This is a genomic window from Streptomyces sp. NPDC059080 (assembly GCF_042739975.1).
Lineage (GTDB): Bacteria > Actinomycetota > Actinomycetes > Streptomycetales > Streptomycetaceae > Streptomyces > Streptomyces benahoarensis.
This window is the reverse complement of sequence record NZ_JBHYGX010000010.1, coordinates 72,851-85,968: the sequence shown is the minus strand read 5'-3', so window position 1 is coordinate 85,968 and position 13,118 is coordinate 72,851. Positions and strand designations below refer to the sequence as shown.

Below are 13,118 nucleotides of genomic sequence, written 5' to 3'. Positions count from 1 at the left end.
ACCTTTAGGACCGACTCGCGCGAAACTGTCCCCGTGAGACACGTCATCGCCCTTGATGTGGGCGGCACCGGAATGAAGGCCGCCCTCGCGGGGGCGGACGGGACCCTGCTCTACGAGGCGCGCCGCCCCACCGGCCGCGAGCGCGGCACCGACGCCGTGGTCGAGACCGTCCTGGGCTTCGCCGCGGAGCTGCGCGACATCGGCCGGGCCCGCTTCGGCACGCCCGCGGCCGCCGCGGGCGTCGCGGTCCCCGGCATCGTCGACGAACGGACCGGCATCGCCGCCTACTCCGCCAACCTCGGCTGGCGCGATCTGCCGCTGCGCGACCTCCTCTCCCGGCGGCTGGGCGGCATCCCCGTCGCCCTCGGCCATGACGTCCGCACCGGCGGGCTCGCCGAGGGCCGCATCGGCGCCGGACGCGACGCCGGACGGTTCCTCTTCGTCCCCCTGGGCACCGGCATCGCGGGCGCCATCGGCATCGAGGGCCGCATCGAGACGGGCGCGCACGGCAGCGCCGGGGAGATCGGCCACATCGTCGTACGCCCCGGCGGGCGGCTCTGCGGCTGCGGGCAGCACGGCTGTCTGGAGACGGTGGCGTCCGCCGCCGCCGTCGGCCGCGCCTGGGCCGCGGCGTGCGGCGATCCGTCGGCGGGCGCGGCGGACGCGGCGAAGGCCGTGGAGTCCGGCGATCCGCGCGCCGCCGCGGTGTGGCAGGACGCGGTGGACGGCCTCGCCGACGGCCTGGTCACCGGCCTCACCCTGCTCGACCCGCAGACGCTGATCATCGGCGGCGGGCTCGCGGAGGCGGGCGACACGCTCTTCGTGCCGCTGCGCGAGGCGGTCCGCGCGCGGGTGACGTTCCAGCGCCTGCCCTCGATCGTCCCGGCGGCTCTGGGGGACGCCGCCGGCTGCCTGGGCGCGGGTCTCCTCGCCTGGGATCTACTCTCCACGGAGGTATCCGCCTGATGGCACAGCAACAATCCGCGGGCCGTGCCGGTGACCGGCGCACCGTCCTCGCCGGGGCCCGTATCGCGACCCCGTCCGGCGTCGTCGAGGACGGCCGGATCGCGGTCGCGGACGGCCGCATCGCCGAGGTGTCCGGCGGCCCCGCCCCGGACGGCCCCGGCGGCGCCACGGCGGGCCACACCGATCTGACGGGCCATCTCATCGTGCCCGGCTTCATCGACATGCACCTGCACGGCGGAGGCGGCGGCTCCTTCTCGTCAGCGGACCCCGAGGAGTGCCTGCGGGTCGTCGACGCCCACCGCCACCACGGCACCACCTCGATGATCGGCTCCACCGTCACCGGCGACCTCGACGACCTGTCCCGGCAGGCAGCGGCCCTCGCCGAACTCACCGAGCAGGGCGACCTCGTCGGCATCCACTTCGAGGGCCCCTTCATCTCCCCGCACCGCTGCGGCGCCCACCAGCCCGAGCTGCTGCGCGACCCCGATCCGGCGGACGTCCGCAAGCTCGTCGCCGCCGGTCGCGGCCGCACGAAGATGATGACCGTCGCCCCCGAACTCCCCGGCGGCCTGGAGTCCGTACGCCTGCTCGCCGACTCCGGTGTCCTCGCCGCCGTCGGCCACACCGACTCGACGTACGACGCGACCCGCGACGCCATCGACGCCGGGGCGACCGTCGCCACCCACCTCTTCAACGCGATGCCCGCGCTGGCCCACCGCGCGCCGGGGCCGGTCCTGGCGCTGCTGGAGGACGAGCGGGTCACCGTCGAGATGATCAACGACGGCACCCATCTGCACCCGGCCGTCCTCCAGATGGCCTTCCGGGACGCGGGCGCCGGGCGGGTCGCGTTCATCACCGACGCGATGGGCGCGGCGGGCATGTCCGACGGGATGTACCACCTCGGCCCGATGGGCGTGGCGGTCACCGACGGCGTCGCCCGGATCGCCGAGGGCCCCACCGCCGGGTCCATCGCCGGGTCCACCCTCACCCTCGACCGCGCGTTCCGCCGCGCCGTCACCGTCGACGGTCTGACGGTCGGCCAGGCCGTACAGGCCCTTTCGGCCAATCCGGCGCGACTGCTGGGTATCGACGACCGGACCGGTTCCCTGGCCGTCGGCAAGGACGCCGATCTGGTCATCCTGGACGCCGCGTACGAGGTCGTGGGCGTCATGCGGCACGGCGCGTGGGTGGTCCGCCCGTCCGGCGCCTGACCCGTCGCGGGGCCGGGGGCGACCGCCGTACGCCGAAGGCCCGGCGGCAAGTGGACGGCGGCGCCCCCGGGTCTGGGCCAACCGCCGCGGTCGATGGCATGATCGCTCGCGCACTTGTCCGTACGCGGCCGCCCGGGGGCGGTTGCCCGGCCCGGTGGCCGCCGCGATGGCCGCCCGGCCCACCACCGCCCGGCCACCGGCCGACCGGGCCCGGCGCGGGAGGAAAACATGATCCTCACGGTCACGCTCAACGCCGCCCTCGACCTGACCTACCGGGTGCCGCGCCTGACCCCGCACGCCACCCACCGCGTCACCGACGTGGCCGAACGCCCCGGCGGCAAAGGGCTGAACGTCGCGCGGGTGCTGGCCGCACTCGGCCACCGCACCGTCGCCACCGGGTTCGCCGGCGGCGGCACCGGGGACGCGCTGCGCGCCCTGCTGACCCAGGAGAGCGACGTCACGGACGCGCTGGTCCCGGTGGGCGGCGCCACCCGCCGCACCGTCGCCGTCGTCGACGCGGCCACCGGCGACACCACCCAGCTCAACGAACCGGGCCCGGTCGTCTCCCCCGCCGAGTGGCGCACCTTCCTCGGCACCTACCGCGAACTGCTGGCCGATGCGCGGGCGGTGGCGCTCTGCGGCAGCCTGCCGCCGGGCGTCCCGGTCGACGTCTACGCCCGCCTGACCCGGGCCGCGCGCAGCGCCGGGGTGCCGGTCGTGCTGGACACCAGCGGCGAACCGCTCCGCCGTGGCCTCGCCGCCCGCCCCGACCTCGCCAAGCCCAACGCCGACGAACTCGCCGCGCTCACCGGCACCACCGAACCGCTGCGCGCCGCCCGCGACGCCCGCCGCCGCGGCGCCCACGCCGTCGCCGCCTCGCTGGGCCCGGACGGCATGCTCGCGGTCACCGCCGACGGCGCCTGGCAGGCCGCCCCGCCGCGCCGGATCGCCGGGAACCCGACGGGCGCCGGCGACTCCGCGGTCGCGGGCCTGCTCTCCGGCCTCGTCGAGGGGTTGTCATGGCCCGAACGGCTGTCCCGCGCGGTCGCCCTGTCCGCGGCGACGGTACGGGCCGAGACCGCCGGGGAGTTCGACGCGGCGACCTACGCGGAACTGCTGCCGGAGGTCCCGGTGACGGAGCTCCCCGTCCCCTCGGCGCCCGGCCGCTGACCGGCTCGGTCCCCGGGAAGCGCGCCGGTCAGGCGATCTTCTTCTCCAGCCAGAGCTGGTCGATGTTGACGTCGCACTTGTTGCCGTCTTCACAGGAGAGCGTGACGGTGTTGGCGCCCTTGTTGAGGGGCACCCGCTGCCAGGTTTTCTGCCAGCCCTTCTCCCAGGAGCCTTCCTCCGAGCCTGCGAAGTTCTTCATGTTGAGCGGCCGCTCGTCCCGCTTGCCGTTGACCGTCAGCGTGAGGTCCCTGTCCTGACCGGGAATGCCGTAGCCGACCCACATCTTGTACGCGCCCTCCTCCTCGACGTTCAGCGTCCACGTCGCCGACGCGCCGGGGGTGTTCATCCCGGCCACATAGACGCCGCCAGCCGAGTGCGCCCCGGGGACGTCCTTGGAGGTGGTGGCACCGCCACCGAGCTTCAGGCTGCCCGCGTCGTCCTTGGGCAGCGGCGCCTTGCTGGGCTTCTCGGCGGGCTTGTGCTCCGGCTGCTCGGACGTGCTCACCGTCTCGCTCGGCTGCGCCTTGTTGTCGGCTTCCTTCCCGGAGTTGTTCAGCATCGCGATGCCGATCGCTATGCACACCACGCCCACCACGGCGACCGCGCCGATCAGCAGGCCCTTGTGGTTGCGCTGCGGCGGCGCGGGCGGCCCGGCCTGCGGCGTGCGGGCCCGTTCACCGCCGGGGAGCGTCTCCGGCGCCGCGTAGGAGGCGTTCTGCCGGCCCTGGCCGGACTGCTGGGACGCACCGCCGTACTGCCGCTCGCCGACCGCGCGGACCTGGTTGTACGAGGTCCGCGGCACGCCCTGCTGCCGTGTCGCGCCGTCGCCGCCCGCGCCGCCCTCGCCGCCTTCCGAGCGGTAGAGGTACCCGAACGGGTCGTCGTTCCCCGGCGTGTCCGAGCCCGTGTTGCCGGCCGTCATTGCGTGTCACTCCCCAGCGATCTGTCTCGCGTCCGGATGCCCGCGCGGTCCTCCGCGTGCATCTGCACTTTCCGAGCCCCCGGCGGCGCCGCGCCGCATCGGCGCAGCCTACCCCGTCCACGCCGCAGCACGCCGGGCCTGTTCTGGGCACAAGATCGCTACGGATCGATGAACGGCGGGTGTGCCCGTCCGGGGCCCGGCAGCGGCGGCAGCGGGGCGCCCGGAGGCCCCGCCGCACGCCACCCGGAGGGCCCGCCGCACGCCGTCCGGAGGGCCCGCCGCACGCCGCCCGGAAGGGCCGCGCGAGACGGCCCGGGGTGCCCCGGCAGTCACCCGGCCCGGCGGTGCGCCTTCGCCCGGGACCGCTTCTCCACGTACATCCGCTGGTCGGCGGATTGCAGCACCTCTTCGGCGGTCATCCCGCACCCGGCCCAGCCGACGCCGAAGCTGGCGCCGACCCGTACCGCGCGGCCGTCCACCCGGATCGGCGGGATGATCGCGTTCCGCAGCCGTACGGCGAGGTCCTGGGCGTCGGCGGTGCCCAGACCGTCGGCGAGGACCACGAACTCGTCACCACCGAGCCGGGCCACCGTGTCGCCGTCCCGGACGCCGCTGGTCAGCCGCCGGGCGACCTCGATGAGCACCGCGTCGCCCGTGTGGTGACCGAACCGGTCGTTGATCGACTTGAAGCCGTCGAGGTCGCAGAAGAGCACCGCGAGCCCCTTGGAGCCGTCGTCCGCCGGCCCGTCCGAGGGCGCGACGGTGTGCACATGGTGGTCGTACGGCAGCGCCCCGCCGACGCGCTGCTCCATGCCCTCCAGCCCCTCGTACGCCTCGGCGCCCTCCGCCGGGTAGGCGGCCCGATCACCGGCACCGGCGAAGACGGCGGCGGAGACCGCGTACGCGTCGGCGGGGTCGCCCGGCGCCCGTCCGCACAGCCGGGCGCCGAGGCGGGCCCGCAGTTCGGCGCTGTTGGGCAGGCCGGTCAGCGCGTCGTGGCTGGCGCGGTGGGCGAGCTGGAGCTCGTGCCGCTTGCGCTCCTCGATGTCCTCGACGTGGGTGAGCAGGAACCGCGGCCCGTCGGCGGTGTCGGCGACGACGGAGTTGCGCAACGAGACCCAGATGTACGTGCCGTCCCGCCGGGCCAGCCGCAGCTCCGCGCGGCCCCCCTCGGCGGAGGTGCGCAGCAGGGTGCCGATGTCCTCGGGGTGGACGAGGTCGGAGAAGGAGTAGCGGCGCATCGCGGACGCCGGGCGGCCCAGCAGACGGCAGAGCGCGTCGTTGGTGCGCAGCAGCCGTCCGTGCTGGTCACCGCCCATCTCGGCGACGGCCATCCCGCTCGGCGCGTACTCGAACGCCTGCCGGAAGGACTCCTCGCTGGCGCGCAGCGCCTGCTGCTCGCGCTCCAGCCGGACCAGCGCCCGCTGCATGTTGGCCCGCAGCCGGGAGTTGCTGATCGCTATGGCGGACTGGAACGCGTACACCTGGAGCGCTTCCCGGCTCCAGGGATTGGGGCGGCGGCCGTTGCGCGGCCGGTCCACGGAGATCACGCCGAGCAGTTCGCCGCTGCCGTCGGGCGAGGTGTGCATGGGCGCGAAGAGGCGGTCACGGGGGTGCCACTCGCCGTTGAAGCTGGGGTCGGGCCCGGCGGTGTGCCACTGCGGGACGTCGTCGTCGTCCAGCACCCAGCCCTCGGTGTACGGCACGAAGCACAGCGTGCCCCAGCGCTCCCCCATGGACAGCCGCCGCTCCCAGGAGTCACGCGACCCGACCCGCCCGGCCATCAGCGCCTCGGCGCCCGCGCTCCCGGCGACCGCGGCCACCACCAGATCACCGTCCGGCCGTACGAGATTGACCGCCGCCAGCTCGAACCCGAGCCCGGTGGTCACTCCGTCCGCGACGGTCTGCAAGGTGTCCGCCAGGCTACGAGCGGTATTCAGCTCGGCGACCACCTTGTGCAGCTGCCGCAAGGTCGTCAGGCGGACGTACGGCTCCGACTCGGCCTCCATCGCTCGCTCTCCCTGAGACCTCGACAGCAACTCCACACTTCTTTGTCGTCCGTTTCCACGGCCACTGAATCACAGTGAGCTGCCCACTCGGTACACAGGGTCAACAATTCCCGCGCGCTGTGACTCAAGTCACAAGCCATGACGTGTAGTTGAGGGCCGCCGAGGGAAACGGGGAATCGCCCCTTCCATGCTTTCTGAACGCAAATTCCGCGAACCCCTTTCGCACGCACCTTCTCCGTCGCCGGACCTAGGCCGCAGGTGGTCCCGGGGCCCGATGCGCGACCGTACAGCCCGGCGCTAGCGTTCATGGCGTGTTCACGAAAAGCCCCACCGCCGCAGCCGCCGACCTTCCCGCCCCCACCACTCCCGCCACCACCGTCAGCCTCGCATCCGTGCCGGAGGGCGGTCCGGTCCCGCATTCTGGTGGGGTGAGCCACGACGAGTTCCGCGCCGCCCTGTCCCGCCTCGCCGCCGGCGTGGTGCTCATCGCCGCGCACGATCCGGACAGCGGGCCACAGGGCGAGGCCGTCGGCATGACCGCCACCGCGTTCGTCTCGGTGTCCCTGGATCCGCCGCTGGTGATGGTGAGCGTTCGCAACGACTCCCGGATGGACGACCTGTTGGCGCAACAGCCCCTCTGGGCCGTTTCGGTCCTGTCGGAGGGTCAACGCCACATTGCCGGACGGTTCGCCATGAAGGGCCGCATCAGCGACCGACTGCTCTTCGCGGACATCCCGCACGTAACCGGCGAAGCGACCGGCGCGCCGCTCGTCAGCGGCGCCCTCGCGAACCTGGAGTGCCGCACCGAGCAGCGCGTCGTGGCGGGCGACCACACCCTCGTCATCGGCCGTGTCCTGACGGCCGTCGCCCCCAGCGAGGACGACGGCCCGCTGACGTACTTCCGCGGGAAGTACCGGCACCTGGGCTGAGCCCCCTCCGGCACGGCCCGTTCCGCGCCCGGCCGGTCAGTCCCAGCCGCGCCCGGAGCGTCCCTTCTTGACGTCGCCGCGCTGCTTCTTCTCCCGCAGCCGCCGTTCGTTGACGCCGCGGGGGACGCGCGCCTTCCGCCGCTGCTTGGGCGGCGGCGCGGTCGCCTCCGCGAGCAGCGAGGCGAGCCGTACGGCCGCGGTCTCGCGGTTGCGCCACTGGGAACGGTGGTCGGAGGCGCGCACGGAGAGCACCCCGTCGGTCAGCCGGTGCGCCAGCCGCTCCAGGGCGCGTTCCTTCCAGACCTCGGGCAGCGCCTCCGTCCGGCCGAGGTCGAAGCGCAACTCGACCTGACTGTCGGTGGTGTTGACGTGCTGGCCGCCCGGACCCGAGGACCGCGAGAAACGCCAGACGAGTTCGGCCTCGGGAAGAACGACCGCACCGCGGATGACATGGGGCCCGGACATACCCCTATGGTCCCGCGTTCCGCGGCCTCGGTCACCCGCATTTCGCCGTGGGCCGTTCCAGGAGCCCGCGCGCGCCACGCCCGGAGCCCCCGCGCGCCACGCCCGGAGCCCGCGCGCCACGCCCGGAGCCCGTGCGCCCCGGCCCGTCCGGCCGCACCCCGCCCACCACCGGAAACCCATCGCAAAGAAAGTAAAGGGAGCTGGAACCTCGCGGCCCCTCGCTCGCGTTGAGTGAGGAAACGGTAGCTTCGTCCGCAGTACGGAGCCCGCTGCATTCGACGAGGGAAAGGGACATCCCATGGCTGTAAGCCTGTCCAAGGGCGGCAACGTCTCGCTGACCAAGGAGGCACCCGGTCTCACCGCCGTCACGGTCGGCCTCGGCTGGGACGTCCGCACCACCACCGGCACCGACTTCGACCTCGACGCCAGCGCCATCGCGGTCAACCCGAGCGGCAAGGTCTACTCGGACGCCCACTTCGTCTTCTTCAACAACAAGGCGACGCCGGACCAGTCCATCGTCCACACCGGCGACAACACCACCGGCCAGGGCGAGGGCGACGACGAGTCCATCAACGTCAACCTCGCCGCGCTGCCCGCCGACGTCGAAAAGATCGTCTTCCCGGTCTCGATCTACGACGCGGAGAGCCGCAGCCAGAACTTCGGCCAGGTGCGGAACGCCTTCATCCGCGTCATCAACCAGGCCGGTGGCGCCGAGGTCGCCCGCTACGACCTGAGCGAGGACGCGGCCACCGAGACCGCCATGGTCTTCGGCGAGCTGTACCGCAACGGCGCCGAGTGGAAGTTCCGCGCCGTGGGCCAGGGCTACGCCTCCGGCCTCACGGGCATCGCCCAGGACTTCGGCGTCAACGTCTGACATGCCTGACGGCGGCGGGCCGGCCCCACTCGGCTCCGGTCTGCCGCCGCGCCCGGCGCCCGCACGCCGGGCGCCCGTTCATCCCCTCGGGCCGGGCCGCCCCGAGGATGCCCCGGCACTCGCCCGGATGCAGTTCGCGGCCTGGCTGGAGACCTATCCGGGCGCGGCACCCGGAATCGACGAGCGGTGGATCCGGGAGCAACGCGGCGACCTGCTGACGGAGGAAGGTGCCGCCGGGTGGCGCACCTTCCTCGACAAGGCGTCGCACCATCCGCACCTCGCCTTCTGTCACGTCGCCCGCGCGCCCGCTGGCGCCTTGACCGCCGTCCTGTGCGGTCTACGCGAAGACGCTGCCGCCCCTGAGGCGGCGGCGAACCCTGCCCCGTCCGGCCCGTCGTCGGAGAGCGTCACGCTCGGGCCGATGTACGTACTGCGCAGGGCGCAGGGCCTGGGGATCGGCGGCCGTCTGAGGGACGCCTTCCTCGCCTGGGCCGGTGACGCGCCGATGCGCCTCTGGGTGACGTCCTCCCACGACCGTGCCATCCGCTTCTACCGCCGCCACGGCTTCGCCCCCACCGGCGAACACCACCTCTGGCGCGACCGCCTGCCCAACATCCGGATGGCCCGGGGCGGCGGGTCCGGAGACTCGTCGGCCGGATAAGGCCCGCCTCCCCTGCCCTCCCTCCCTATGCGGCCGCGGGCCCGCGATGGGCGGCCCGCCGCGACAGGGGCGGAGAGGTCGACGAAGAAGCCAGGGGATCCGCGGGCGGCGCCGCTGCCGCCTCACCGTCCGAGGCACCCTCGGGCGTGGCTGCGTGGGCGACGGCTTCCATCGACAGGCCGAGCGTGTCGGCCAGCGCGGCGATCGTGAAGAACGCGGGCGTCGGCACCCGCCCGGTCTCGATCTTGCGCAGCGTCTCGGCCGACAGCCCGGCCACCGCCGCGACCTCGACCATGCTGCGTGCGCCGCGCGCCGCACGCAGCAACGCGCCGAGCCGCTCGCCGCGCTCGCGTTCCCAGGGAGTCAGTGGAGTCCGGACCATGGACGTGATACTAATACCGGTAAAGAAATACCGGTAAAGAAATACCGCTCCGGTATCGCTTGGCCGCGTATCGCTGCGCCTGGGGGTTCGCGCTGGGGGCTCGGGCTCCGGGCTCGCCGCTCCGTACGCCGGGTCTCGGGCTTCGGATCTCGGGCTTCGGATCTCGGGCTTCGGATCTCGGGGCTCGGCCTCGGGCCCCGGATCTCGGACTCCGGGCCCCGAGCCCCGCCCCCCGGGCGCCCGTCCGGTACGCGGCGTCGGCGGTTCCGGCGCGCGAATCACCACGAAAGGCGTCACACCATGGTCGAGATCAAAACCGATGCGGCACTGGACGCGATGCGCGTGGCCGGGCGGGTCGTCGCCGACGCGCTGGCCGCCGCCCGCGCGGCCGCCGCCCCCGGCGTACGGGTACGGGAACTGGACGAGGCCGCCCGCACCGTCCTGAGCGAGGCCGGGGCCACCTCTCCCTTCCTCGGCTACCGGCCCTCCTTCGCCCCGACCCCGTTCCCCGCCGTGATCTGCGCATCCGTCAACGACGCGATCGTGCACGGCATCCCGAACGACACCCGCCTGCGCGACGGCGACGTGGTCGGCATCGACTGCGGCGCCCTCGTCGACGGCTGGGCGGGCGACGCCGCCGTCACCTTTGCCGTCGGCACGCCCCGCCCCGAGGACCAGCACCTGCTCGACACCACCCGCCAGGCCCTCGAAGCGGGCATCGCGGCGGCGGTGACCGGCGCGCGGATGGGCGACATCGCGCACGCCATCGGCAGCGTCGGCCGGGCGGCCGGTTACGGCATCCTCGACGGCTTCGGCGGCCACGGCATCGGCCGCCGCATGCACGAGGACCCGCCCGTACCCAACGAGGGCCGCCCCGGCCGCGGCTTCCCCCTCCGCCACGGCCTGGTCCTCGCCATCGAGCCGATGTTCCTCGCCGGCGGCGGCGACACCTACGTCACCGACCCCGATGGCTGGACCCTCCGCACCAAGGACGGCAGCCGCGCCGCCCACTTCGAGCACACCGTGGCCATCACGGAGGACGGGCCGCGCATCCTGACGCTGCCGTAGAAATCCGCCGTGGAGATCTGGCGTGGAGATCTGCCGTAGCGGTGCCCGCCCCGGCCTCCCCGCCGTCGGCTCCCCTCCGGCCATGACACCATCGGCACCGTGATCGACCTCGGCTACTCGCTCTCCCGCCGCTTTCCGGACCCGCCCCAGACCGACTACCGGACGGCGGATGTCCACACCCTGCGGCACGACCTCTTCTGCGGTGACGTCTACCTCGCCGACACCCGGGAGGACCGTGAGGTGTCCACGGCCTGGGGCTGGGTGCCGGTGCTCGACTTCGCGTGGGCACTGTGCGACATCGTCGAGAAGCTGGACACCGATCCGCGGGGCAACAGGTCGGCGCGGCCGGTCCGCGCCGAGCTGGACTTCACGGAGTCCGCGGACCGGATGCTCTTCGAGCGGCGCTTCGGCTGGGTGGAGGTCACCGCCGACTGGATGACGACGGACGAACCGCCGCTCGTCCTCAACCACGGCGCCCTGCGCCGCGAGGCCCGCGACTTCCTGCACGACCTGATCGCCGACCTCGGCGACCTGCACGACGGCCTCGCCGACAACCCCGCCATCTGGGCCCTTCAGGCCCGCTTTCCCCGGGTCTGACCGGCCCGCGGCTCCCGCACGGCCCGCCCGTACGGGCATCCGCGCCCGGTCCGTACGGCCGGACCGCCGCCGGATCCGGCCCGCGGACCACGGGTGCGGCCCGTACGCCCCTCACCTCGTAAGGCACGCGGCCCATGGGTGTGGCAGCCCGTACGTCCGGGTGATCGCCGCGGCGAGCCACCGCCGTTGCGGGGTGGTGAGGACGGGCAGGGCGGCGCGGAAGTCCGCCTCGTCCTTGGGGCGCGGGGCCTGGGCCTTGTAGTAGAGCTGCACCTCGGGCGTGAGGAACGGGATGCCTCCTGCGGCGGACGGTGAGCCGGTCAGCGCGTCGAGGGGTCTGCGCACGCCGGGGTCGCGCCGGGAGGTCCATTCGTCACCCCGGGACTCGTCCAGCATCACCTGGAGACGCCAGGGCACCCGCGGGCCCGGGCGGCACCAGACGTCGTGGACCCGGGCGGGCAGGGTTTCGCCCGGCCGCCACGGGCGCAGCCGTCCGGGCGGATCTGCGGCCCACCACTCCCAGTCCGGCAGGGCCCGCTGCACCACGAGGTGATCGCGTCTCAGCACCAGGACGTCGATGTCGGCGTGGTCACGGAACGGCCGGCCCACCGCCCACTCGATCGCGAAACCCCCGGCCACCCACCAGCGGCAGCCTTGGCCGTCGAACGCGGCGGCCACCTCGGCGGGCGAGGCGGGATCCCAGTCGTTCATGTCGCCGGGGTCGTAGGGCGCTTCGTCTTTGATGTCTCTCCCTCTCCCCCCTCCCCCTCCCCGAGCCCACCCCGCCCCTCTCCCCCGCCTCTCCTCACTCCACCCGTACCCCCAACTGGGCCGCGAACGACGGTGCCAGGTCGAGGAGTTGGGCGGGGCTGATCACGGCGCCCGCGAGGCTGTCGATACCGCGGGTGACGTCGAGGGCAGCCGCGCCCCGCAGGTCGACGTCCTTCATGCGTGCGCCGGTGAAGTCCGCGCGGGCGACCGTGCAGTCCTCGAAGGTGACGCGTTCCAGCTCCGCGCCGGAGAAGTCCGGCTCGACCAGGACGCAGCCCTCGAACACCACGTCCCGCAGCTTCGCGGTGCGCAGATTCGGGAAGTCGATCTTTCCGCCGCGCACCACGACCCGTTCCAGCACCGCGCCGTGCAGCTGCGTACCGCCCAGCCGGGCGTCGGTCACCTCCACATCGCGCAGCGACGCCTGCGACAGGTCCGTGCCGACGCCCCGTATGCCGGTCAGCACGGTGTCGATGAACCGCGCGCGGCTCAGCTCCGTCTCGTCGAGGGCGCAGCGGCGGAGCGCACAGTCCATGAACCGGGCACCGCGCGCCGACTGGCCCGCCGCGTCGACGTCCGTGAACTCCAGCCCGTCGTAGTCCCCTTCGGGCTCCAGCTCACCGCCGTCGTACGCCGCCAGCTCGGGCAGTCTCACCTCCGCCCGGCGCACCGCCCGGACCGTCCCCGTACGCCGCCCTGCCACGCTCCACCGCCTTCCGTCCGCCGCCACCGCGCCCGCGGCCCGCCGCCGGGCGCGGCGACACCCCCGTGCCCGCCGCGGCCGGACGACCGGCCGCGCGCACCGTGCGTGCGCCAACCGTCATCTGCACACCCATCGTGAACCACACCACTGACAATCCCCGCCGACCGCCGCTCCCCGCAGCGCCGTTCGCCCGCTCCCGCCGGCCCCGGCACCCGCTCGGACCTGCGAAGAAGCCGTGCGAAAAGTTATTTCGGGCCTCCCCGGGGACCGCGGTGCCGTCTTCCGGGCCCGGCCGCCCGCCCCGTTCGCGGGAACGCCGGGCCCCGCCGCGCACCTCATGCCCGCAGCGCCGGAGGGCCACCGCGCACCCGCGACGGGCCCGCGCCCGTA

General features: G+C 73.9%; 14 protein-coding genes. 8 read left to right on the top strand and 6 right to left on the bottom strand.

The window, feature by feature from the left end; translation table 11 throughout:
* Positions 1 to 72 precede the first annotated feature (72 nt).
* The 3 genes from ACFWWQ_RS11095 (at position 73) to ACFWWQ_RS11085 (ending at position 3,347) form a co-directional block, all read left to right on the top strand.
* Complete coding sequence (locus tag ACFWWQ_RS11095) at positions 73 to 966, top strand: ROK family protein (RefSeq protein ID WP_384593886.1); 894 nt, start codon at positions 73 to 75, stop codon at positions 964 to 966.
* The gene (nagA, locus tag ACFWWQ_RS11090; protein WP_384593643.1) at positions 966 to 2,177 is read left to right on the top strand and encodes an N-acetylglucosamine-6-phosphate deacetylase; all 1,212 of its coding nucleotides are present in this window, start codon (positions 966 to 968) and stop codon (positions 2,175 to 2,177) included. The genes ACFWWQ_RS11095 and nagA overlap by 1 nt, the downstream gene beginning before the upstream one ends.
* Before the next feature lie 228 nt (positions 2,178 to 2,405).
* On the top strand, positions 2,406 to 3,347 hold the full coding sequence (locus ACFWWQ_RS11085; protein ID WP_384593640.1) for a 1-phosphofructokinase family hexose kinase: 942 nt from the start codon (positions 2,406 to 2,408) through the stop codon (positions 3,345 to 3,347).
* Positions 3,348 to 3,375: 28 nt separating this feature from the next.
* Here the strand turns inward: ACFWWQ_RS11085 and ACFWWQ_RS11080 are convergent, their stop codons facing one another.
* Complete coding sequence (locus tag ACFWWQ_RS11080) at positions 3,376 to 4,269, bottom strand: carbohydrate-binding protein (protein WP_384593637.1); 894 nt, start codon at positions 4,267 to 4,269, stop codon at positions 3,376 to 3,378.
* A gap of 329 nt (positions 4,270 to 4,598) precedes the next feature.
* Complete coding sequence (cdgB, locus tag ACFWWQ_RS11075) at positions 4,599 to 6,278, bottom strand: diguanylate cyclase CdgB (RefSeq protein WP_384593634.1); 1,680 nt, start codon at positions 6,276 to 6,278, stop codon at positions 4,599 to 4,601.
* A gap of 311 nt (positions 6,279 to 6,589) precedes the next feature.
* Here cdgB and ACFWWQ_RS11070 point away from each other — a divergent pair, with 311 nt between their 5' ends.
* Positions 6,590 to 7,207, top strand: coding sequence for a flavin reductase family protein (locus ACFWWQ_RS11070; RefSeq protein ID WP_384593631.1), 618 nt, complete (start codon positions 6,590 to 6,592; stop codon positions 7,205 to 7,207).
* Positions 7,208 to 7,243: 36 nt separating this feature from the next.
* Here ACFWWQ_RS11070 and arfB read toward each other — a convergent pair whose 3' ends face one another.
* Entirely contained in the window at positions 7,244 to 7,672 is a 429-nt protein-coding gene (arfB, locus tag ACFWWQ_RS11065; protein ID WP_384593628.1) for an alternative ribosome rescue aminoacyl-tRNA hydrolase ArfB, read from the bottom strand.
* Positions 7,673 to 7,970: 298 nt separating this feature from the next.
* Between arfB and ACFWWQ_RS11060 the strand changes: the two genes are divergently transcribed.
* Together ACFWWQ_RS11060 and ACFWWQ_RS11055 are read left to right on the top strand one after the other, a co-directional pair.
* Positions 7,971 to 8,546: a TerD family protein gene (locus ACFWWQ_RS11060; RefSeq protein WP_384593625.1), complete on the top strand. Its 576-nt coding sequence runs from the start codon at positions 7,971 to 7,973 to the stop codon at positions 8,544 to 8,546.
* Between the two features lie 127 nt (positions 8,547 to 8,673).
* Complete coding sequence (locus tag ACFWWQ_RS11055; RefSeq protein WP_384593622.1) at positions 8,674 to 9,207, top strand: GNAT family N-acetyltransferase; 534 nt, start codon at positions 8,674 to 8,676, stop codon at positions 9,205 to 9,207.
* Positions 9,208 to 9,232: 25 nt separating this feature from the next.
* Here the strand turns inward: ACFWWQ_RS11055 and ACFWWQ_RS11050 are convergent, their stop codons facing one another.
* Positions 9,233 to 9,589, bottom strand: coding sequence for a helix-turn-helix domain-containing protein (locus ACFWWQ_RS11050; RefSeq protein ID WP_384593619.1), 357 nt, complete (start codon positions 9,587 to 9,589; stop codon positions 9,233 to 9,235).
* 300 nt (positions 9,590 to 9,889) lie between these two features.
* Here ACFWWQ_RS11050 and map point away from each other — a divergent pair, with 300 nt between their 5' ends.
* Positions 9,890 to 10,657 carry a type I methionyl aminopeptidase gene (gene map / locus ACFWWQ_RS11045; protein ID WP_384593615.1) on the top strand — a complete coding sequence of 256 codons (768 nt, stop codon included), beginning with the start codon at positions 9,890 to 9,892 and terminating at the stop codon, positions 10,655 to 10,657.
* Between the two features lie 99 nt (positions 10,658 to 10,756).
* Positions 10,757 to 11,254, top strand: coding sequence for a hypothetical protein (locus tag ACFWWQ_RS11040; RefSeq protein WP_384593612.1), 498 nt, complete (start codon positions 10,757 to 10,759; stop codon positions 11,252 to 11,254).
* 111 nt (positions 11,255 to 11,365) lie between these two features.
* Here the strand turns inward: ACFWWQ_RS11040 and ACFWWQ_RS11035 are convergent, their stop codons facing one another.
* Together ACFWWQ_RS11035 and ACFWWQ_RS11030 are read right to left on the bottom strand one after the other, a co-directional pair.
* Positions 11,366 to 11,965, bottom strand: coding sequence for a nucleotidyltransferase domain-containing protein (locus ACFWWQ_RS11035; RefSeq protein WP_384593609.1), 600 nt, complete (start codon positions 11,963 to 11,965; stop codon positions 11,366 to 11,368).
* A gap of 94 nt (positions 11,966 to 12,059) precedes the next feature.
* Complete coding sequence (locus tag ACFWWQ_RS11030) at positions 12,060 to 12,728, bottom strand: pentapeptide repeat-containing protein (RefSeq protein WP_384593606.1); 669 nt, start codon at positions 12,726 to 12,728, stop codon at positions 12,060 to 12,062.
* Positions 12,729 to 13,118 lie beyond the last annotated feature (390 nt).